This window comes from Arenibacter sp. S6351L (genome assembly GCF_023016025.1).
Lineage (GTDB): Bacteria > Bacteroidota > Bacteroidia > Flavobacteriales > Flavobacteriaceae > Arenibacter > Arenibacter algicola_B.
Genome location: NZ_JALKBB010000002.1, coordinates 263,856 through 285,736, shown reverse-complemented (window position 1 = coordinate 285,736; position 21,881 = coordinate 263,856). Strand labels below are relative to the sequence as shown.

16 protein-coding genes are annotated in these 21,881 nt (G+C 40.4%); 13 read left to right on the top strand and 3 right to left on the bottom strand.

Features of this window, described 5'->3' with window-relative positions:
- The first annotated feature begins 17 nt into the window (after positions 1 to 17).
- The 3 genes from MWU82_RS03110 to MWU82_RS03100 all read left to right on the top strand — a co-directional run bounded on the left by MWU82_RS03110 (position 18) and on the right by MWU82_RS03100 (position 3,865).
- Positions 18 to 3,215, top strand: a complete 3,198-nt coding sequence (locus tag MWU82_RS03110) for an efflux RND transporter permease subunit (RefSeq protein WP_247095182.1) — start codon at positions 18 to 20, stop codon at positions 3,213 to 3,215.
- 116 nt (positions 3,216 to 3,331) lie between these two features.
- Positions 3,332 to 3,637, top strand: coding sequence for a hypothetical protein (locus MWU82_RS03105; protein ID WP_215949320.1), 306 nt, complete (start codon positions 3,332 to 3,334; stop codon positions 3,635 to 3,637).
- A gap of 21 nt (positions 3,638 to 3,658) precedes the next feature.
- Positions 3,659 to 3,865: a DUF2892 domain-containing protein gene (locus MWU82_RS03100; RefSeq protein WP_031445982.1), complete on the top strand. Its 207-nt coding sequence runs from the start codon at positions 3,659 to 3,661 to the stop codon at positions 3,863 to 3,865.
- A gap of 112 nt (positions 3,866 to 3,977) precedes the next feature.
- Here MWU82_RS03100 and MWU82_RS03095 read toward each other — a convergent pair whose 3' ends face one another.
- Positions 3,978 to 5,672: a SusD/RagB family nutrient-binding outer membrane lipoprotein gene (locus MWU82_RS03095; RefSeq protein WP_247095181.1), complete on the bottom strand. Its 1,695-nt coding sequence runs from the start codon at positions 5,670 to 5,672 to the stop codon at positions 3,978 to 3,980.
- Positions 5,673 to 5,702: 30 nt separating this feature from the next.
- Complete coding sequence (locus MWU82_RS03090; RefSeq protein WP_215949322.1) at positions 5,703 to 9,116, bottom strand: SusC/RagA family TonB-linked outer membrane protein; 3,414 nt, start codon at positions 9,114 to 9,116, stop codon at positions 5,703 to 5,705.
- Positions 9,117 to 9,576: 460 nt separating this feature from the next.
- Between MWU82_RS03090 and MWU82_RS03085 the strand changes: the two genes are divergently transcribed.
- The 10 genes from MWU82_RS03085 to MWU82_RS03040 all read left to right on the top strand — a co-directional run bounded on the left by MWU82_RS03085 (position 9,577) and on the right by MWU82_RS03040 (position 21,181).
- Entirely contained in the window at positions 9,577 to 11,085 is a 1,509-nt protein-coding gene (locus MWU82_RS03085; protein WP_111622690.1) for a sodium:solute symporter family protein, read from the top strand.
- Position 11,086: 1 nt separating this feature from the next.
- On the top strand, positions 11,087 to 11,302 hold the full coding sequence (locus tag MWU82_RS03080; RefSeq protein WP_215949323.1) for a hypothetical protein: 216 nt from the start codon (positions 11,087 to 11,089) through the stop codon (positions 11,300 to 11,302).
- Between the two features lie 17 nt (positions 11,303 to 11,319).
- On the top strand, positions 11,320 to 11,553 hold the full coding sequence (locus tag MWU82_RS03075) for a hypothetical protein (protein WP_247095180.1): 234 nt from the start codon (positions 11,320 to 11,322) through the stop codon (positions 11,551 to 11,553).
- A 10-nt stretch (positions 11,554 to 11,563) separates the two neighbouring features.
- On the top strand, positions 11,564 to 14,134 hold the full coding sequence (locus MWU82_RS03070; RefSeq protein WP_247095179.1) for a glycoside hydrolase family 2 TIM barrel-domain containing protein: 2,571 nt from the start codon (positions 11,564 to 11,566) through the stop codon (positions 14,132 to 14,134).
- Positions 14,135 to 14,194: 60 nt separating this feature from the next.
- Complete coding sequence (locus tag MWU82_RS03065) at positions 14,195 to 15,286, top strand: sialidase family protein (RefSeq protein ID WP_247095178.1); 1,092 nt, start codon at positions 14,195 to 14,197, stop codon at positions 15,284 to 15,286.
- 29 nt (positions 15,287 to 15,315) lie between these two features.
- Positions 15,316 to 16,599 carry a DegT/DnrJ/EryC1/StrS family aminotransferase gene (locus MWU82_RS03060; RefSeq protein WP_215949327.1) on the top strand — a complete coding sequence of 428 codons (1,284 nt, stop codon included), beginning with the start codon at positions 15,316 to 15,318 and terminating at the stop codon, positions 16,597 to 16,599.
- Between the two features lie 57 nt (positions 16,600 to 16,656).
- On the top strand, positions 16,657 to 17,475 hold the full coding sequence (locus MWU82_RS03055) for a glycerophosphodiester phosphodiesterase family protein (RefSeq protein ID WP_247095177.1): 819 nt from the start codon (positions 16,657 to 16,659) through the stop codon (positions 17,473 to 17,475).
- Positions 17,476 to 17,546: 71 nt separating this feature from the next.
- On the top strand, positions 17,547 to 19,322 hold the full coding sequence (locus MWU82_RS03050; protein ID WP_247095176.1) for a metallophosphoesterase family protein: 1,776 nt from the start codon (positions 17,547 to 17,549) through the stop codon (positions 19,320 to 19,322).
- Positions 19,323 to 19,504: 182 nt separating this feature from the next.
- Positions 19,505 to 20,509, top strand: coding sequence for a Gfo/Idh/MocA family oxidoreductase (locus MWU82_RS03045; RefSeq protein WP_247095175.1), 1,005 nt, complete (start codon positions 19,505 to 19,507; stop codon positions 20,507 to 20,509).
- Between the two features lie 27 nt (positions 20,510 to 20,536).
- The gene (locus MWU82_RS03040; RefSeq protein ID WP_247095174.1) at positions 20,537 to 21,181 is read left to right on the top strand and encodes an HAD family hydrolase; all 645 of its coding nucleotides are present in this window, start codon (positions 20,537 to 20,539) and stop codon (positions 21,179 to 21,181) included.
- A gap of 369 nt (positions 21,182 to 21,550) precedes the next feature.
- Here MWU82_RS03040 and MWU82_RS03035 read toward each other — a convergent pair whose 3' ends face one another.
- The gene (locus MWU82_RS03035) at positions 21,551 to 21,802 is read right to left on the bottom strand and encodes a hypothetical protein (protein ID WP_247095173.1); all 252 of its coding nucleotides are present in this window, start codon (positions 21,800 to 21,802) and stop codon (positions 21,551 to 21,553) included.
- Positions 21,803 to 21,881: the final 79 nt, after the last annotated feature.

The following is a 21,881-nucleotide window of genomic DNA, read 5'->3' as shown; positions in this document are numbered from 1 at the left end:
AAAACAATAAGAAAAAGATGAAAGAAGGATTAGCAGGCAAAATTGCCAAAGCGTTTATAGGTTCCAAGTTAACGGTCCTTTTAATGATCGTATTCATGGTCATTGGGGTGTACAGTTCGTTCTTGATTCCACGGGAGGAAGAACCACAGATAGATGTGCCCATGGCCGATATTTTTGTAGGTTACCCCGGGGCGAGTCCCACCGAAGTTGAGAGCAGGGTTACCAAACCCCTTGAAAAGTTAATTTCCAATATTAAAGGGGTAGAATATGTTTATTCTACTTCCATGGAGGAGCAGGGGATGGTTATAGTGCAGTTCTATGTAGGTGAGGATATTGAACGTTCGTTTGTTAAACTCCAGAACGAGATTAATAAACATATGGATGAAATGCCGCAAGGTGTTACCTTCCCTTTGATAAAAACCAGGGCTATAGATGATGTTCCCATGTTGGGACTTACCTTATGGAGCGAAAATTACGACGATTACCAACTAAAGAAAATTGCCCAGGAACTTACGGATGAAATTGAAAAGGTAAACGATGTGTCCGCCACCCAAAGAATTGGTGGTCGAAATCGTCAATTAAGGGTGGTGTTGGACAAGGATAAATTGGCGGAAAGCGGATTGGATTTTCTGTCCGTTGCCCAAATGATCCAGGCCAATAACCAACAAATTAGCGGAGGTACCTTTGATAAGAATGATACCGAATTTATGGTAACCACAGGTAAGTTCCTGGAAACTGCTACCGATGTGGAAAATTTGGTGGTAGGGGTACAACAGAACCGTCCCATTTATTTGAAGCAAATTGCCAGTATACAGGATGGACCCGAAATTCCCAAGGAATACGTATCCCTAGGTTTTGGTAAGGGAAGTGAAAAAGGGGAAACCTATAAGTCCGAATATCCTGCCGTAACCATTTCCATTGCCAAGCGCAAGGGTGCGGACGCCATGAATATTTCGGATATTATTTTAGAGAAAGTAGATCATTTAAAAAAGAATCTTATCCCGGATGATGTGCATGTGGAGGTGACCCGAAACTACGGGGAAACAGCTTCCCATAAGGTATCGGAATTATTAATGCACCTTATTGGGGCCATAATAGCGGTAACCTTTGTAGTAATGTTGGCCATGGGATGGCGTGGAGGATTGGTAGTGTTTCTTTCGGTACCAATAACCTTTGCCTTAACCCTGTTGAGTTACTATTTGCTGGACTATACCTTGAACCGTATCACTTTGTTTGCATTGGTTTTTGTAACGGGTATTGTGGTGGATGACTCCATTATTATTGCGGAAAACATGCACCGGCATTTTAAAATGAAACGCTTGCCTTTTAAACAGGCTGCCTTGTATGCCATTAATGAAGTGGGTAACCCTACTATATTGGCCACTTTTACCGTAATTGCTTCCGTATTGCCCATGGCTTTTGTCTCCGGTCTAATGGGGCCTTATATGTCACCAATGCCAATTGGAGCTTCTATTGCCATGTTGTTGTCCCTTTTTGTGGCCTTGACGATTACGCCTTATTTAGGGTATATATTTCTTAGGGAGAAGGATAAAAAAGGAGAGGAAAAGGTAGAGAAACCTTTGGAGGAAACTTTTATCTATAGGATGTACCATAAGTTTGAGAATCCTTTGATAGAAAATAAAAAGAAACGCTGGTTGTTTTTGGGAATTACCTTCTTGTTGCTATTGGGTTCCATAGGCATGTTCTTTACCAAATCGGTGGCGGTAAAAATGTTGCCGTTCGACAATAAGAACGAATTTCAGGTGGTCATAGACATGCCCGAAGGTACTACTTTGGAACGTACTGGAGTGGTGGCCAGGGAGATTGCCCAATACCTGAACACTCGTCCGGAAGTGGTAAACTACCAAAGTTATGTAGGCACTTCTGCACCAATAACCTTCAACGGTCTTGTACGTCATTACGATATGCGGGGAGGAAGTAATATGGCCGATATTCAGGTGAATTTATTGGATAAGGGAGACCGAACTGCTCAAAGTCATGAGATAGCCAGTTTATTACGTCCAGAGATTCAACGTATTGGTGATAAGTTTAATGCCAATGTTAAGATTGTTGAGGTGCCACCTGGACCTCCAGTGCTATCTACCATTGTTGGGGAAATATATGGCCCTGATTATGATACACAGATGGACATTGCGGACCAGGTACAGCAGATTTTGAAAAACACCCCGGATGTGGTGGATGTAGATTGGATGGTAGAAGCCGACCAGATAGAATATGAGCTTATCATAGACAAGGAAAAGGCAATGCTTTATGGTGTTGCACCCGCGCAAATTGCCCAAACTATGAATATGGCCCTATCCGAGAGGGCGGTTACCAATCTATATGATGAAAATGCTTCCAACCAAATTGGTTTGATATTGGCCCTGGAGGAAAAGGAAAAATCCACTATCCAGGATATTACCCAATTGAAGGTGAAATCCCAACAAGGAAATGGCAATATGGTGCCAATTGCAGATTTGGTAACTATAGAGCAAACTACCAGGGCCAAGAGCATTTATAGAAAAAACCAAAAGAGGGTGGTCTATGTCCTTGCCGATATGGCCGGGGAACTGGAAAGTCCGGTGTATGCTATTTTAGGGATGACCGATAAGTTAAAGGCCATGAATTTGCCCAAAGGATATTCCATTGATGAACTCTACATAAAGCAACCCGATTTTGAGGATAATTACACCGTAAAATGGGATGGGGAATGGCAGATTACCTTGGAGGTATTCCGGGATCTTGGATTGGCCTTCCTAGGAGTAATTTTCATCATATACATATTGATCGTGGGGTGGTTCCAGAATTTTAAGGCCCCGGTAGTAATGATGGTAGCTATACCACTTTCCTTGATCGGGATTGTTTTGGGGCATTGGATGTTGGATGCGTTTTTTACAGCAACTTCCTTCATTGGAATGATTGCCCTAGCGGGAATTATGGTACGGAATTCCGTGTTGTTGATCGATTTTATTAATCTGCGATTGGCGGAAGGGATTCCTTTAAAGTTGGCCGTAATAGAGGCCGGTGCCGTAAGGACTACTCCTATTCTATTAACAGCGGGAACCGTGGTAATTGGGGCGTTTGTAATCCTATTCGATCCTATTTTCCAAGGGCTGGCCATTTCCCTGATGGGAGGTACCATTGTCTCTACCGTGCTTACACTGTTGGTAGTTCCTTTGGTGTACTATATGATAGAACGGAAGAACTATAAATAATAAGGACGGGTCTCTGAGCGGAGTTAAAGCGAGCCCTCTAGGGGATTAATTTGGTCAATACCGATTTTGGGGATAAAGGCCCAATTCATAATAACGGAATTTTAAAATATAAAGTAATGAAACTACTCATAGTAACCGTTGTAGAGGAATACGCTAAGGAAATTCTACAACTCTTTAAAAAGGCCAATATTGAGAGCTTTAGCGGCTCCGATATTGATGGATATAAAAATCCTGCCCAAGTGCTCATGGCTTCAAACTGGTTCCCTAGTGAAAAAGGAGGTGTGGAATCTGCCATGTTTTTTTCCTTTACCTCCGAGGAAAATATTGATATTTTATTTGAACTTATTTTATCGTTCAATAATAATTTGGAAACCAACAATCCTATAAGGGCTGCAGTGGTTCCCATAGAAAAGTATATTTAATAACCTTTAAAAAATAGTATTATGATTAATAGATATATCAGGGCAATTGCCGGGGCTTTTGTAGTTATTAGTGTTGTATTGGCTGTATATGTAAACATAAACTGGTTGTGGTTTACCGTTTTTGTTGGGGTAAACCTTTTCCAATCTGCTTTTACCCAATGGTGCCTTATGGAAAAGATTTTGTTCAAATTGGGAGTAAAAAAGGAAGGGGATAGCTGTACCGTATAAGGGTCATAAAGAGTAGTGGGCTTAGCCATAACTATTAGACAAAAAAAATGCCCCGGGAAACCGGGGCATTTTAAAACTAACTCAAAACTCAATAAATAAAACTCAATCTTTATTACCAAGGCTTAGTAACTCCTTGTAGAATCCATGGTTTGGACCATGGAGTGTCGTTTTCGAATTTTCCGGGAACATCGTTCGTGTGAGTGGTTGTTTCCAATGAAGATAATGCTGCATTGTAATTGGCTTCATTAATATTCCTTTCTTCATCAGGATACTGAAAACGAACCGGAATTACTGACGATAGGGCAAAAGGACCTGTCTGTAGATCTGGAAGGCCAGTACGTCTCCAATCCAAGTAGGATTCAGAAGCGGTAGCAAAGTTGGCAATCCATTTTTGTTCCATGATTTGCGCCAAAGTACCATTATAGGCGACATCAGTATTGGTTATATAACTATCATATTCTCCACCAATTCCCCATGTTTCCAAGGAAGCTTCCACCCCTTTGTTGTAGTTGCCTTCTGCATCTGAGCCCCAACCTTTTAGAGCAGCTTCCGCTTTTAAGAAACAAACTTCTGCATAGGACAGAACCCTAGCTTTTAGGAATTCACCACTAGCGTCTTTAAACTGATCGTTCATTAGTGAAACATGTACGTTGCCTCCACCTTGTACTGGGTTAGGGTTCAAGTTATAAGTATATGGCTCTGATCCTTGATACGATACTGGGATACCCACATAGGTACTACTAGTATCTATTAAACTTAATCCAGCCAAACGATCGGCTTTCCAAGTAGTTTTGTCATATATCTTTAAACCATTATCAGCAAGAGTTTCTTCATTGATATAACGTACTCCATCTACTACTACATCATCTGCTCCTCCAGGAACGTCTGCGGCAGCTACAACTTTAATTGGAATTGCAACAGGTGCAAACCAAATGTCAGCTCTTGGGTCATTAAGTTCCCGTAATCTATCGGTAAAAGTAGTACAAGGCTTAACACGATTGAAGCTGGATGCTCCTCCTGTTGAGCTGTTACTTGGCTGAGCAGTAGCATCAGAGGTACCTATATAGGCCAAAGCACACTCCTCATCCACACTGCTGATCAAAGGTTTCGCCAATGTGGCTGTTACACCTGCTTGCGCATAAGATGGGTCTTTCTCTGACAATCGCATGTAATACCGCAGGGCCAAGGAGTTGGCATATTTCATCCATTTTTCTGCATCGCCTCCAAAGAAAATATCTTGGCTGGCACCAAAAGCCTCTAGGTTACCCATATTGCTGGATATTGAAGCTGCAGCAGCCACAAAATCAGCAATAGCCCCTTTATACACTGCTTCTTGAGAATCGTAAGTTGGTAGAATAACATCCTCGTCAGCTTGTACCGCATCAGAATAAGGTACGTCACCGTAGTAATCTGCCAAAGTAACAAAGTTCTGCGCCATTAATATTTGGGCAATAGCTTCATGTAAAGTATAACCTAATTCCTGAGACCGTTGTAGTGCTAATTTAGCACTACGCAAGTTTCCGTAGTAGGTGTTCCATCCACTTCCATCCCAGTCGTAATTGTTGTTACCCCATGAATCTTTTTGGGTGTATTGCACAAAGGCAGATAGTTCTCCACTATAGCCTTTATTACCCACGTCCAAAGCAGTATTCACCATCACTTGCGTTAATAGAAAACTTGGATTGCCTTGGCTAGGATCTACCCCGTTGGGGTTTTGGTTAATTTCTGTAAGGTCATTGTCGCACGAAGTAGTGGACACTAGACAAACTACGAGAAATAGTTTAAATATCTTATTTATTTTACTCATGATTTTTTGTTTTTTGTTTAAAGTGCCTAATTAGAAACTTACGTTAAGTTTGAAACCTACTGGAATGGTAAATGGGCTTATGTTAAAGCGTTCAATACCTTGCTTAAATTGGATACCACTTCCTCCTTGTGTACTTGATTCGTGCTGGAAAGCCATCTCAGGGTCGATTCCTATATCGGCCTTGGTCCATAGGATAATATTTCGGCTAAATAAAGATATATTTAGATTTTGAAGCCCTATTTGCTTAATATGTTTACTTGGCACGGAATAAGTAAGTGAAATTTCTCTTAATTTTAAGAAATCAGAATCAAAAGTTGCATTTCTAGTAAAATCCCATCCGTAGTGATCTTGGTATCTTGTAATTACAGTTCCAGGACCACCTAAGTTTTCGGCTGTAGCTATGAAGTTGCCATCATCGTCATAATCCCCTTGTACCCCTGGCATAAATACACCATCGTTCAATGTAATTCCACCTTCTGTTAATGGATACCCACCATCCGCTGCTGTAGGTCCACCTACTAACACATAGAATTCACCATCTTCTGATAAGAATTGGTCTGCATTCTCTCTTAAATAGGCAGGAACATCGGAAATGTCATTAAAATTATGCAATTTATCAATCCATCGTTGGGTATGTAAATCAGATTCTCCGTATCTGTGAGTTTGCGAAACAAACTGTCCGCCTTTTCTCCAGTCAAAATTCATGGAGATGCTCCAGTTCTTGTAGGATGCAGATGTTGTCATCCCTAAAGTGAAATCTGGGTTAAAGTTTCCAATAATTGGGGCAACCCTGTTTCCGTCTGCATCTTCCCTAGTACGATCACTGTTTTCAAAACCAGAATCGTCAATAATTGGCCAACCATTGTAGGGAGAGTTAGGATCATCAACACGCACTAGAGCGGCATCAAAAATATTTCCTATTTCTTCACCAACCCAAGTAATAGCACCACCACGGGCATCGGTCCACAACGTAATGGAATTCATACCTTCAGCTAATTCAATCACTTTGGTTCGGTTTCTGTTAAATACGAAGCCCATATCCCAACGCCAATCTTTGGAGTCTATTATGGTAGCATTTAAACCAGCCTCTACACCAGTACTTCTCAATAGACCGGCATTGGTGTTTTTAGAGCTATATCCTGAGGAAATAGGTAGAGCAATACCAAAAATTTGATTTTCGTTATCGGCAGTGTAATATGTGAAATCCATACTTAGCCTATTGTTAAAGAAGGCCAAATCAGCTCCTCCTTCCCAAGATTTAATACTTTCTGGTTTTAAATCTGGGTTAAGAAGCGTAGAACCTACGGATAACAAAGATCCTGATCCCCAAGAGGTACCACCACTTAAAGTAGGTTGTAGGTTGTATGCCCCAGTATCGTTACCTACTTCAGCATAACCTGCACGAAGTTTAAATAAGGATACCCCATTGCCAAAACCAAGAAGCCTATTAACCAATAAACTGGTTGATACGGAAGGGTAAAAATAGGAATTGTTATTATCTGGCAAGGTACTGGACCAATCATTTCTTCCTGTAACGTCTACATAGAACATATCTTTAATACCAATACTAGCCATTCCATACAAACTGTTTACTTGTTTTTCGTAACTGTTATAAGAGTAAACTAAATTGTCGTTGGCAATATTGGATAAGGTGAATAAACCTGGTGTTAAAAGTCCAGATCCTCTACTTATTGTGGAATTCAACAAATTGTTTCCTTTTATAACCCTTTTGTTACCACCTCCAGATACTGAGAAATCCCATCCATCCAATCTTTTGGCATAAGTTAATAAGAAATCGACATTTGTTTCATTTGTGAAGATTTTGTTGATACCGTAGGCCCCATTCATGTCTCCAGTATATCCTTTAGACAATTTGGTTTCCCGTACCTCGTTAATTTCATCCATGTTGTAACGAACCATACCCGTTAGATCATCGGTGATTTTCCACTCTCCTTTTACATTACCATAAAACCTGTTTCTTTCAAAACCATTGTTATTCTCGTAAGCTAAGAAATAAGGGTTGTTCCATTCAGTTTCTGTTGGATCGTCCCCAAAATTATAAGGTGAATTTTGGAAGATGCCTTCGTATCCTGGCAACCAATAATCCTTCATTTGGCGCACATCAATATGCGGGTTCAATTCGTAAACTGCCTGCATTGCGTTGGCACCACGGTTACCAACAGGTCTGTTGTCCGCACCAGATTTTGTATAATTAAGACTAGTACTAACCGTAAATTTATCGTTTAACTTTAATGATGAATTTAAACTGATGCTATGTCTGTTTAAATCCGTATTAGGGATGTTTCCCTTGTTCTTTAAATCCGAATAGGACAACCTGTAATTAATTCTTTCCGTATTGTCCTGGATAGAGATGTTATTGGTTGTTGTAATGGCCGTTTGAAAGAAATTCTTTGGGTTGTTGTACGACTTCAATTCCCTTGGTACTGGAACACCACTAGCAATTTCAGAAGCACTATAAGGCCATTGAATTGCCATGATGCCTTTGTCCAGTTCAGGACCTGCCCATGCTGAAGCAGTTTCGCCGATAACAATTGCACCATAGGAATTTGCCGGGAAATTATCTTCGGTATAAGGTCTAGAACCTGTAGCAAACCTAGTATGAGTATCTAAGAAACGACTAGGAATATCAAAAACAGTACTGGAATTAATAGTTACTCCCATTCCTTTTTTCGATTTTCCAGACTTGGTTGTAATTAATATAACCCCGTTACCTGCCCTAGAACCATAAAGTGCTGCTGCACTGGCACCTTTTAGAACCGTAACACTGGCAATATCGTCTGCATTGATATCAGAAATGGCATTACCGTAATCCACTTTGTTATCTCTACCTATCTCTGTAATGTTGTTAGCTGTATTAATTACAGGAGAACCATCAATTACAAATAATGGTTGGTTGTCACTGGATAATGAAGCTGCACCCCTAACATTAATATTTACAGTAGAACCTGCACCACCAGTAGAGTTGATATTCACCCCGGACACTTTACCCGAAAGAGCGTTTAGAACGTTCTCTTGTGGCACATTGTCCAAAGCATCACCGCCTACCTCGCTAACAGAATACCCTAGAGATTTCTTTTCCCTAGTAATACCAAGTGCAGTTACTACAACTTCTTCCAATTGTTCGGATGAGGTTGCCAAAGTAACATTGAGAGTAGATTGGTTTCCAACAGCTACTTCCTTTGTTTCCATTCCCAAATAGGAAAATACCAAAACAGAACTACTGTTAGGAACAGTAATACTGTAAATTCCATCAAAATCCGAGGTTACACCAGTAGTAGTTCCCTTAACCACCACGGACACCCCTGGGAGCAATTCGCCATCATCACTGCTGACGACTCCCGTTACTCCTTGTTGTGCCAACATGATTCCTGAAACCATACTGAACAAAAGGAAAGTCAAAAATTTCAAGCTTCTTTTTTTCATATTCATTTATATTAATTGGTTGAGTAATTAGCATTTCGTTAACAAAACTATTGTAAAATAATCGACAAAAAGCATAGTATTTTATTAGATACTTATGGAATATTACCTCTATAGGGGTCAATATTATGATAATGATAATTTTAGGTTAATATATGTTTGCTTTTGGGCAAGAATATTTCGTTAACGTAAACTTCACATTTTGGAACTTAAATATTTTGAGACGGTTTTACAGTTAAAATGGGTATTGGTTTAATATATAAGGTAGTGGTTGGTCCTATCAATATTAGTGGAGTGATATTTCATTCATTGCAAAAACTGCTATAATTTTAACTTAATTATCAAGAAATAAGTCAAAAAACTAGGTCTTATGTCAATATACCATGCAAATGCAATAAGATTTACTTATTCAATCACCTCTATTTGGATTTAATTTGTAGGTAATTAACCAAAATGCCAAACGATGTTAGCAGGTATAGATTATTTTATAGTAATAGCTTATATAATAGGAATGTTGTTATTAGGGCTATATTTCAAAAAATTTGTCAATAGTTCAGAAGACTATTTCCTAGGAGGCAAAAGTTTACCCTTTTGGGCTATTGGTATGTCTATCGTTGTGTCGGACATAGGGGCATTAGATTTTGTGGGTGTGTCCGGTCAAGCCTATCGATATGGTATTTCTGTCGGCAACTTTGATTGGGTAGGTTCTGTTCCTGCCATGTTGTTGGCGGCATTTATTTTTATTCCATATTTCTGGCGAGGGGGGATGTATACTATACCTGAATACCTTGGAAGAAGGTATAACCAAAAGGTAAGGACTATAGCTTCGGTTACCTGGATCCTGTTTTTTGCCTTGGATCTGGGGGTTCTTTTTTGGGCCAGTGCGGTGTTATTAAATGTTCTTATGGGGTGGCCCATCTGGATTTCGATAGTTGCCACTGCGGGTGTGGTTGGTCTATACACTTATTTTGGGGGTATTACCGCTGTAATTATGACCGATGTAGTACAGTTCGTTATAATGTTCATAGGAGGTTTTGCCCTAGTTTTTCTTAGTCTTTACGAAGTAGGAGGTTGGGATAATATGGTAGATAAAATTGCAACAATGGGACCAGAGTATCGCAATCATTTCGATATTATTCAACCTCAGGATACGAAATCGCCCTTTCCATGGACCGGCATATTATTCGGCCTAACCTTTGTTATGGCCAATGCTTATATGATAGGGAACCAGTCTATTGTGCAGCGCTGCCTTACTGCCAAGAACGAATGGCACGCAAAGGCGAGTATGATTTTTGGTTCTGCCCTTAAAATGTTTATTCCAATTTTGGTTTTGTTTCCTGGGCTTATGGCAGTGGTGGTTCATCCTGGCTTGGCCGATGGGGACCAAGCACTTCCAATGATGATCAAATCCATTCTGCCTCCTGGCTTGGTAGGACTTATGTTCGCCGCATTTTTTGCTGGGCTTATGTCCAGTGTGGATTCGTTGTTGAATTCAACGGCAACCTTGTTTACAAAAGATATCTACGAGCCGTTTATTAAAAAAGGGGCGGATGACAAACATTATTTAAAGGTTGGGCAGATTACGACCTTGGTGCTGTTGCTTATTGGAGTTGCAACTTCGCCTATTAGTAGTGATTTCCCTGGAATTTACGTGGCCATACAAACCTTTATGTCTTATTTCCAAGGACCAATATTCGCCATTCTCCTATTGGGTATATTCTGGAAACGAACAACGGAATGGGGAGGACTTTCGGCGTTGGTCATAGGTATTGGATTTGCCGTTTATCTTAATGTATTTAAGGAGCAATTCTTTACCATAGAAGATCCCTTTCTCTATATTTCCTGGTGGTCCTTCCTATTAGGATTTATAATTAATGTAGTAGTTAGTTTGCTTACCAAGAAGCACACCGAAGAACAACTTAAAGGCTTGGTGTTTAGTTCTAAAATTTTAGTGGAAAATAAAAAACTGTAATATGTTCAATTTTGACTGGCTTTCCGGTGTTTCACAAGAAACTGCAAAAATGATATTTCTTTCTTTGTATGCGCTAATAGGTATATTGGTGCTGTTATTGCCCACAGAGTATGTTTACGAGGGCATTGCCAAGGAAGATCGGCACTGGTGGAACAATTTAAAACTATGGTCTATTGCCGTACTATGTATTTTGGCATCGATCTATAATCATTTTTAACCCCTTAATAAAAAAGTATGGAGACAAATGAAATAAATGCGGGATTAAAGGCCGCTCAAATTAACAATGCTCTTGGATTTTTCATTATGGCTTTTGGGGTTATTGTACTTTTTGCAATGATCTATACCGAAACCTTTGTAGAACATATGACCGACATGGTTGCTGGTTTAATACTAATATCTATTGGCGGGGGAATGATGTGGAAGGCAAAAAGTACCATAAAGAAATTAAAATCCAAGAAGGAACAATAAAACATATACAATGCATAAGTCCTTCCAGATAAAGTTATCGGATAATTGGAGAATCCAGAGTTCAAATAAAGTTTCGGAAAAGGGGAGTGAAATCTCGACTAAGGCCGAAATTTCGGAAAATTGGTTTCCTACAGTAGTTCCTTCAACGGTTTTGAGCACTTTGGTAGCCAACAAGGTTTACGAAAACCCCTTTTTTGGGGAGAATTTAAAGACCATCCCAACAGAACAGTTTAAAGTATCCTGGTGGTACACTACCGGTTTTGAACTTACAAAGGAGCAATCCAATGGGTTTGGCAGTTTAAAATTTGATGGTATAAACTATAAGGCCAATGTTTGGTTAAATGGTGAACTCATTGCCGATGCCTCCACTATAGATGGGGCATATCGTATTACTTCTTTTGATGTAAGTTCACATATCAAAAGTGGGTCCAACATTTTGGCCATTGAGGTAATTCCACCTCAACCTGGCGACTTTAGTATAGGCTTTGTAGATTGGAATCCTTCCCCACCAGATGGGGATATGGGTGTTTTTAGGCCTGTAACCCTTCATTTACATGGTGGGGTACAAATTGAAAAACCCTTTGTGCAGACCAAGGTAAATCTTGAAACCTTGAAAGAGGCCGATATAACGGTTTCGGCAGAATTGACCAATTACTCCAATACTACAATTTCTGGAGAATTAGTGGGGACCATAGGTGCTGTGGTATTCAAGAAAAACATAAGCTTGGAACCAAAGAAGAAAGAGCTGATCACCTTTGATAGTAAGGAGTTTGTGGGTCTTAATTTTAAGGAACCAAAACTTTGGTGGCCCGTTAATTTGGGGAATCCGGATCTCTACGATCTGGATTTGAAATTTGTGGCCAAGGAGGAGGTTTTGGATGAAGCCCAGCTGAGATTTGGAATTCGCGATATACAGGATTATTGGTTAAATGAAATACACCGCGGTTATAAGGTAAATGGACAAAAGGTATTGATCAAAGGTGCCGGTTGGACGGATGATTTGCTTTTAATGGATACCGATGAAAGCATTGAAGCCCAAGTGAAGTATGTAAAACAAATGAATCTGAATTGTATTCGTTTGGAAGGCTTCTGGGGCAAGGACCACAAATTGTACGACCTCTGTGATGAACATGGAATATTGTTAATGGTAGGTTGGAGCTGTCATTGGGAACATGAGATCCATATGGGTGTACCGGTCAATGAGCGCTTTGGAGGCGTTTATAAGCCAGAGCATATTTCCCATGTGGCCCAAGCCTGGGAGGATCAGGTGATATGGTTGCGCAACCATCCCAGTATCTTTGTTTGGACCGTTGCCAGTGACAAGGTGCCGATTACGGAATTGGAACAAAAATATATAGACACTTTCGCCAAATATGACCCCACAAGGCCTTATTTAAATTCTACAGGTGGAGTGGGAAGCGATCAACATGTTATAGGCAGTGAGGATGTTATTAGCGAGATCAGTGGGTCTTCCGGCGTAAAAATGTTGGGTCCGTATGCCTATACTGCCCCAGTTTATTGGTTCACAGATACCAAATTTGGTGGTGCCTATGGATTTAATACGGAAACTGGTCCTGGAGCCCAAATACCACAATTGGAAAGTTTAAAAAAAATGATTCCTCAGGAGCAATTATGGCCCATGGGGGAAGCCTGGAACTACCATTGCGGACGGTATGAGTTTGCCGATCTCAGTAGATTTAACAAGGCTATTGAGGAAAAATATGGGGCCCCAAGTTCTTTGGAAGAGTTCGACAAAAAGGCCCAGGCCATGAATTATGAGCTTATGCGGCCTATGTTCGAAGCTTTTCAGGTCAATAAAAAGAAATCTACGGGTATTGTCCAATGGATGCTGAATGCGGCATGGCCAAAGATGTATTGGCAGTTGTACGACTATTACCTAAACCCAACAGCTGCTTTTTACGCTACCCAAAAGGCATGTTTGCCCTTGAGCCTTATTTACAATTATGGGGACAAACATATTTATGCCATAAATGACCACCTTAGGTCGGTAGAAAATTTAACTGCCCACATTAGGGTATATTCCATTGGTTCGAAAATTTTGTTTGAGGAAAAGATTGCCCTAACCGTGGATGCGGATTCATCTAAATCTATTTTGGCATTGGGAGAACTGAAAGGGCTCACAACTACTTATTTTGTAGATCTTCGTTTGTTGGATAAAAAAGGAGAAGAGATCAGCAATAATTTTTATTGGCTTTCTACCAAAGAAGAGGTGTTGGACTATGAGGCCGATTTGGGACCATTTGCTTTTCACACCCCCAGTAAGGTATATGCAGACTTCACTCAGTTGAATGAATTGCCTAAAACCCAGTTGGAGCAGTCACATTATTTTGAGCTGGACGGAGAACAACAAAATATCAAGGTAGAGCTTAAGAACAACAGTGATCATATAGCATTTTTGGTCAACTTAAAGGTGGTGGATAAAAATACCGGAGAACTTATTCTGCCCATATTCTGGGAAGATAATTTCATCAACTTACTACCAGGGGAAGAACGTATGGTCTGTGCCAATTTTAAAGGAACTTCCGAGGCTGCACTGAAGGTGGAGGGATGGAATTTGTAATAGTCCCAAGAAAGAGTTCCTTTTCTAGATTTGATTAGCAGACTTTTAATAACTGTCATTATGAGAATTTGGACAAAATATTTATTTGCTATACCCCTTCTAATATCGGCCGGGTCCTGTAAGGAAAAGCTGAAGGAAAATGGATCGGAAATATCTGGAAAGCATCCTGCCATAAGCCTTGAAGAGTATATATATCCCATAGGCCAAGGGCTAACTCCCCAATGTCACGCCCCAACTATTGATATTAGCAATGGTACACTGGTGGCTTCCTGGTTCGGGGGAACGGAAGAAAAAAACAATGACGTGGGTATTTGGGTTTCTAGAAAAATTGGGGACAAATGGACAACCCCGGTTGAAGTAGCCAATGGCGTGGAGGAAGATGGAATTCGATATCCTTGTTGGAATCCAGTTCTTTTTAAACCCCAAAATAAGCCTTTGATACTCTTTTATAAAGTGGGCCCAGATCCGTTATATTGGTGGGGAATGTATAAAACATCTGAGGATGACGGTCTTAATTGGTCTGCCCCTTTGAGACTTCCCGAAGGAATATTGGGACCTATTAAAAATAGACCCATTACACTGTCCAATGGGGATATTTTATCTCCTTCAAGTACCGAGAGCGAGACAGAGGGCCATAAAATTTACTTGGAAAGGAGTATGGATTTTGGCAAAACATGGACCAAAACGGCCCCTTTGAACGATGGCAAAAAATTTAAGGCCATCCAACCGGCTATCTTAGATCACGGTAAAGACACCATTCAATTGTTAAGTAGAACTTATCAGGGGGCAATAGGACAAAATTGGTCCTATGACGGGGGACTTAGCTGGACTGAAATGACTGCTACGGATCTTCCCAATCCTGACTCGGGGATTGATGCCCTTACCCTAAAAGATGGTCGGCATGTATTGATCTATAATCCTACCACCATTGAATCCGAGGATAGGGTTCCCTTGAGCGTAGGCCTATCCCAGGACGGTAAAACATGGAAGAGAGTGTTGGATTTGGAACCCTTAACGGCAACAACAGACAAAAAGGGAGAGGAATATTCGTACCCCACCCTGATTCAAAACCCTGACGGAATGATACATATAGTGTATACATGGAATAGAAAGACCGTGAAACACGTAGTATTGGACCCTGAAAAATTATAAAAGAAATCACTTTATAACAATCATTGACAATGAAAAAACTAGCAATAAATGGCGGCATACCTAGTCGAGATACTAATAAGAATCCGTGGCCTAAATGGCCGGTTTGGGGGAAAGAAGAGGAAGTTGCTCTGATAGAGGTCCTGAATAGTGGGGTTTGGTCCTATAATGGACCAAAGGAAATGGAGTTCAATAAACTATTTGCGGAATATACAGGGGTAAAACATTCTATATGTGTTGTAAACGGTACCATAACCATGCAAATTGCGCTGGAAGCCTTGGGTATAGGCGTTGGTGACGAGGTTATTGTCCCTGGCCTAACGTGGCAAGCTACTGCTGCCACCGTAATCGACGTAAATGCTACTCCCATATTGGTAGATATTTGTGAGGATACCTGGTGTATAGATCCAAAAGAAATTGAAAAGGCCATAACTCCAAGAACAAAGGCTATTATGCCAGTACATTTGTATGGTGCCTTTGCGGATATGGATGCGATTATGGCCATTGCCAAAAAACATAATCTTTATGTAATTGAGGATTGTGCCCACAAGCACGGAGGGGAATGGAAAGGTAAAAAAGCAGGAAGTATCGGTAATGTAGGTAGTTTCAGTTTTCAATTATCAAAACATTTAACTGCTGGTGAAGGGGGGTCTATTACTACAAATGATACCGATTTAGCCGAGAAAATGGATGCCCTTAGAAATGTTGGTCGCAGACCTGAAGGAGATTCGCTTATTGGTGCGGACAAAGGGATAGGCGATTATGGTGATGACGGTAATTTTATACAGTCCGGGAACTACAGGATTACCGAATTTCAAGCAGCTATACTGGTAGAGGGTTTAAAAAGATTGCCGGAACAAAATGCAAATAGAGATGCCAATGGGGTATATTTAAATACTCTTCTAACGGAAATAGAAGGGGTTACGCCATTAAAAAGAGATGATAGGGAAACCAAAAAGGCTTATTTCAATTTTGCCTTTCGATACGACTCGAACAAGTTTAAGAATTTGCCAATAGAGAAGTTCCGGTCTGCCCTGGAGGCGGAGTTGGGGATAATAGTAGATGCTTGTTATGAGCCTTTAAATAATTGCTCATTATACGTGCCGCACACAAAACCTTCCAGGCATAAATTGAACGATGCATATTGGAAGGCCATTGATCCCAAAAGGTTTTCATTACCGGTCTGCGAACGTATTTTTAAGGAAGAATCGGTCTGTGTTCACCACAAGGTGTTAATGGGAACAAGAGCGGATATGGATTTGGTTGCCGAGGCCATTAAGAAGGTTTATACCTATGCCGAGGAATTGATGGATTAAGGCAATAGGGCAGCCGTCCCAAAGACAATATCCCATAATAAGAAATATATTACACGGATGAAATTAGTGATACGTCTTTTTATTCTTTGCTCTTGGAATAGCCTTGTTTATTCTCAAGATTCCATGGTTGTTCCAAAAGATCATAGCATGCCACAAAATGGCATTTGTGCCCATAGGGGAGCCAATGAAACCCACCCGGAGAATACTTTGGCGGCATTTGCGGAGGCCATTCGGTTAGGTGCACAGATGATCGAATTCGATGTCCAAATGACCAAGGACAATCAATTGGTGATTATGCACGATGAAAAGGTAAACAGAACTACCAATGGCCGCGGGCTGGTTGGGAGTCTTAGCCTGAAAAAAATTAAAAAACTGGATGCGGGGAAATGGAAATCCAGAAGGTTTAAACGTGAACGGGTTCCCACCTTAAAGGAGGCACTGGATATTATGCCGAAAAATATCTGGCTTAATATCCATCTAAAAGGGGATGAGCAATTGGGGGCCGCAACTGCAGAGGCCGTGATTGCTGCCAATAGAATCCACCAGGCTGTTATTGCTTGTAATAATGAGGCTTCCAAAGGGGTAAGGCAGGTAAATCCCAATATTATGATGTGCAACATGGAACGATTATCCACTCGCGCTGAATATATTGATGAAACCATCAAAAAAGGCTTCGCATTTCTTCAAATAAAAAGCAGTAGGGACGATGAAAATATGTTGGCAGATTTGAAGAAGCTGAAGGAAAATGGGATTAAGGTTAATTATTTTCATTCAGAAGAAGAAGGTCGTGTGAAGGAATTATTGGACGCAGGGGTCAATTTTATTTTGACAGATCGATTGTCGGATATGCTGGATGCTTTTTCAAAAGCGAATTAGTTACTAAGTTATAAATATCATGAACATAGATCAATTAATATTGAAGAATCCAAATAAAGTATGGTAACCAAATGAGAAGATATTTAATTCTGTTCGCTGTTTTATTCATTTTTTCCTGTGCTGAAACCAAAAAGGAAGAACAACAGAACCAGACCTCTGTTGAAGATGTAATGGATAATGTAATCACCAGATTATATGAAAAAGTAGATTCCAAGGACTATGATTCCATTGACGATACTTTTATGCTTCAGTTTCTGACCGATAGCGAGAAAACAACACTGGCAACCCGTTACCAATATTTTAAGGTTAATGTACCAGTAACGGTTTCTTTGATGAGACATCTGGATCATGAAGTACCGTTTTGGCTTAAGGAAAGTGGTTTTGTAAAGACTAATGAACTCGTAAAAAATGAAGTCTATGAATATGAAGTATGGCAAAAGGATTTTGATGAGGGTTGGGTTAATCTCGGAATCCCGGGGTTCGACATGGATAGAGTCGTCTATTTTATTGCAGTAGGTCCAAAGAATAGCAATGAGGAACTTACAATTAGCGAACGCTATCCTGAGGAATATTCTTTGGAAGTGTTTAAAAAGGGGGCTTTTACATACCATGACTGGTCCGACCTTAAAATTACGGAACTGCCCAAAGAACTTGAAGGTCAGGTATTGTTCACAACGGTTAGGGGAAGGGCCAGGGAAGCACATGTAGAAGGCGCTTTTCGAAAAACAATATTCCCATCTTCCAGTCAACCCGATCAGATTATGCTTACCTGGAGTGCAGATCCTACAAATTCTATGGATGTACAATGGAGAACCAAAACTACCGTAAAAGATGGAACTGTTCAGTATTGGAAGAAAAATACATCCGACACTATTTCCTTAAATGCCTCGGTATCGGGCATGGAAGATAGAATGTTGTTCAATGATAGGTATATAAACCGATTTACAGCCAATCTGAACAATTTGGAGGCCGGAGGCAACTATGAGTATCGCGTAGGTTCAGCAGAAGCGCAGTCATGGTCTTCCGTTAGAAGCTTTAAGACCGAAGCCAAGGATGCCGATGAGTTCTCGTTTATTTGGTTTGGAGATACGCATAGGGATCCCAATTGGGCAGAAATGCTCAACGATGCTAACCTCCGACATCCTGAAACTGCATTTTATTCAATTGCAGGTGATATTGTAACCACAGGACTTTACCGTACCGAATGGGACATGTTTTTTGGATATTCGAAAGATGTGTTCTCCCATAAGCCCTTAATGCCCGTCCCTGGAAATCATGATCGGCAGGATGGTTTGGGCGCTTGGATGTATTATCAACTTTTTAGTTTGCCTAAAAATGGACCTGAAAGCGTGGATCCGGAAAGCACTTACGCTTTTGAATATGGCAACGCTTTATTTTTGATGATCGATTCAACCCAACCCAATGAAGCACAGACCCAATGGATAGAGAATCAATTGAAAAATTCCAATGCCACTTGGAAATTCGTCATGTTACATTTCCCACCGTATAATTTTGAAGAACCTTATTTGGATATTCAGCAAGAATGGGGCGGTCTTTTTGATACCTACCATGTTGATATGGTCATGGCTGGTCATATTCATTATTATATGCGTTCAAAGCCGATTAATAATGGCAAGGTTGTGGACTCGTTTAAAGACGGGACTGTATATGCAGTATCTATCGGGACCAATGGAAATCATGACGATATAGGCGAAGAACCTTATGCTAAAAAGAGGTTCAAAGAAGGTCAATTTTATCAATATATGACATTAACAGATAAAACTTTGAAATACACTACCTACAACAAAGTAGGAGAAATTGTGGATGAGTTTTTAATAAATAAATAACTATGAAATGAGCATAAACTCTTTTAAGCATACCATACTGATACGATTAAAATAAGTTTATGTGAAACCGAAAGGTTCACGAACACAAAAAATAATAAGGACGTGAGTAAAACGAAGTGGTTACATCTGTTTGTAAATTTTGTAATTACTTCTTTTTTAATCAATTATAAAATTTTAAACATATGACAACCAGAATAGCCCTTATAGGCGCAGGATTTATATCGGATTATCATGCGCGTGGACTACAAACCCTAGCCAATGTTGAAATTGTGGCCGTGGTGTCCAAAAACCTTGAAAATGCCCAAAAATTTGCTCTTAAGTATAATATCAAAGAAGCGCTGAACGATATTTCGTCCCTTGTAGAAAGAGATGATTTGGATGCCGTAATTATAAGCACTCCCAATCAATTTCATGCTCCCTATGCCATAGAGTTTTTACAAAATGGCAAGGATGTTTTTCTTGAAAAACCTATGGGAATGAGCGGGGATGAAGGCAGACAAATAGCTGAGGTTGCCAAAAAACATAACCAATTGGTAATGGTTGGGCATATGTGGCGTTTTGATACCGATACCCGTTATATAAAGGACACCGTGGCCTCGGGAACAATAGGAAAAGTATTTAAGACCAAAGGTTATGGTATACATGAAAATTGGGGGCCCTCGGGCTGGTTTACCAAAAAGGAATTGGCAGGGGGCGGAGCCTTGGCAGACATGGGTGTCCATGCCATTGATGCTGTAAGGTATATTTTGGGAGACCCAAAACCCGCTAAGGTATATGCCAGAATTTCTACAGAATTTGGAGATTATGATGTGGACGATACAGGTATTTTGGTCATTACTTGGGACAATGGCACTGAAAGCATTATAGAAAGTGGATGGTGGCACCCCCATATGGACGGACCTGAAGCCAGTACCAGCCTGTTCGGGACCAAGGGTTATGCCAATCTGTTTCCTACATTTTTAAAAATGAAGGAAGGGGAAGGTTCGGTAACCACTGTACCCGAGCTTCCAAAAAGGGAAGATCACTGCGACCAAATAATCTATACCCGTCAAATGGAGTATTTTGTGGACTGTATAAAAACTAGACAACAACCAGTTCCGGGACTTGTAGAAGGACAAATGGTGCTGGACATTGTAGATGCGGCCTATAAATCCGCCAAAACGGGTGAGGTAGTGAATTTAATTTAGTACCCATAGTATTCAAAACTATTAAAAATGACTCTCATTGACTTAAAGGATAATATTGAAAACATCATTTTTGACCTGGATGGTACCCTTTGGGATCCCATGCCCATGAGTATCAAGGCATGGCATACGGCACTGAATGGTTTCGACTGTATTAAAAATCCGATTTCCAAGGAAGATATACAGGGTATTCTGGGAATGCAGCACGACCTGGTAGGAAAGAAACTGTTTCCATATCTTTCCAAAGAACAGCAAGACGAGGTCATGAACAGTTGCTATGTACAGGAGGTAAATGACATTAAGGAGTTCGGAGGGGTTTTGTACCATGGATTGGAAGAAACCTTGAAGATACTGGGGAGTAAGTACGATCTGTATATAGTCAGTAATTGTCAGGCTGGTTATATCGAGGCCTTTTATGAATACCATGGTTTGGGTGCCTATTTTAAAGATTTTGAATGTTCAGGAAATACGGGTAAGTCCAAGGCCGAAAATGTAAAAATGGTCATTGAAAGAAATACACTTTCCAAACCCATCTATATTGGGGATACCTTAGGGGATTATACCGCTGCCGAAGGGAACCGAATACCATTTGTTTTTGCCAAATACGGATTTGGCGATGTGCCCAATCCGGAACATAATATCAATAAAATTACCGATTTAAGGGATTTGCTTTAATCCAAACATATCTGGTTGAAATGTTAGTGATTCCGCTTCGATCCTCCCTTGTTTAAGACATGGTCACTTTGATAGAATCCCCTATTGGCAGGAATCCCGCAGGCAACGGTTTTATAAAAGTTTCATCAGTTTTATTAATAGCTTGGAAATTATATACCCAATTAATGTTTTGGCTTAGTTAGTTGTGTGATTTTTCCCTATTGGTCGAAATGACTGTAGTAATCACTTCGACAGAGTCCCTTTTTGGGGACGACGAGAAGTCGTACAAGCTAGGTTTTCATTTTTGGAATCTCAATACTTTTTTTGAATAAAGAGGTTGCTTCATGGTAAGTTTTCAAAACTTCGTTGAGCTACTAGTGTGATTTGTTTCTATTTGGTACCGATGATGAAGTAGCTCAAAGGCACAAGGGGAAAGAGATAATCCAGTAGCCATAATGGGCACACAATGACGACAGCAGTGGCTCCTTCCCTTGGATAAGGGAAGGGTGGATCTTCCGCTGGGTGCGGAGGAGACGGAAGGGATTGATAGCCCAGGTCTTTGGGAGGGGACAATAGATAAGGTATGGGTTTACGGCTCGAGATTTCAAACTCCCCTTTTTGCCCCACCAAGGAGCGTGGCAATTCATTCCCCTCTTCGTTACATAAGGGGAGTTATTAGCCTTTTTAGGGTACAATTAATATCTACCCATGCAATTTAAAT

What these genes read in the sequence shown, in the direction of transcription:
- MWU82_RS03045 (WP_247095175.1), top strand. Translation starts at nt 19,505, where the DNA reads ATGACAACCAGAATAGCCCTTATAGGCGCAGGATTTATATCGGATTAT.
- MWU82_RS03100 (WP_031445982.1), top strand. Translation starts at nt 3,659, where the DNA reads ATGATTAATAGATATATCAGGGCAATTGCCGGGGCTTTTGTAGTTATT.
- MWU82_RS03085 (WP_111622690.1), top strand. Translation starts at nt 9,577, where the DNA reads ATGTTAGCAGGTATAGATTATTTTATAGTAATAGCTTATATAATAGGA.
- MWU82_RS03055 (WP_247095177.1), top strand. Translation starts at nt 16,657, where the DNA reads ATGAAATTAGTGATACGTCTTTTTATTCTTTGCTCTTGGAATAGCCTT.
- MWU82_RS03040 (WP_247095174.1), top strand. Translation starts at nt 20,537, where the DNA reads ATGACTCTCATTGACTTAAAGGATAATATTGAAAACATCATTTTTGAC.
- MWU82_RS03060 (WP_215949327.1), top strand. Translation starts at nt 15,316, where the DNA reads ATGAAAAAACTAGCAATAAATGGCGGCATACCTAGTCGAGATACTAAT.
- MWU82_RS03050 (WP_247095176.1), top strand. Translation starts at nt 17,547, where the DNA reads ATGAGAAGATATTTAATTCTGTTCGCTGTTTTATTCATTTTTTCCTGT.
- MWU82_RS03090 (WP_215949322.1), bottom strand. Translation starts at nt 9,116, where the DNA reads ATGAAAAAAAGAAGCTTGAAATTTTTGACTTTCCTTTTGTTCAGTATG.
- MWU82_RS03095 (WP_247095181.1), bottom strand. Translation starts at nt 5,672, where the DNA reads ATGAGTAAAATAAATAAGATATTTAAACTATTTCTCGTAGTTTGTCTA.
- MWU82_RS03070 (WP_247095179.1), top strand. Translation starts at nt 11,564, where the DNA reads ATGCATAAGTCCTTCCAGATAAAGTTATCGGATAATTGGAGAATCCAG.
- MWU82_RS03065 (WP_247095178.1), top strand. Translation starts at nt 14,195, where the DNA reads ATGAGAATTTGGACAAAATATTTATTTGCTATACCCCTTCTAATATCG.
- MWU82_RS03080 (WP_215949323.1), top strand. Translation starts at nt 11,087, where the DNA reads ATGTTCAATTTTGACTGGCTTTCCGGTGTTTCACAAGAAACTGCAAAA.
- MWU82_RS03075 (WP_247095180.1), top strand. Translation starts at nt 11,320, where the DNA reads ATGGAGACAAATGAAATAAATGCGGGATTAAAGGCCGCTCAAATTAAC.
- MWU82_RS03105 (WP_215949320.1), top strand. Translation starts at nt 3,332, where the DNA reads ATGAAACTACTCATAGTAACCGTTGTAGAGGAATACGCTAAGGAAATT.
- MWU82_RS03110 (WP_247095182.1), top strand. Translation starts at nt 18, where the DNA reads ATGAAAGAAGGATTAGCAGGCAAAATTGCCAAAGCGTTTATAGGTTCC.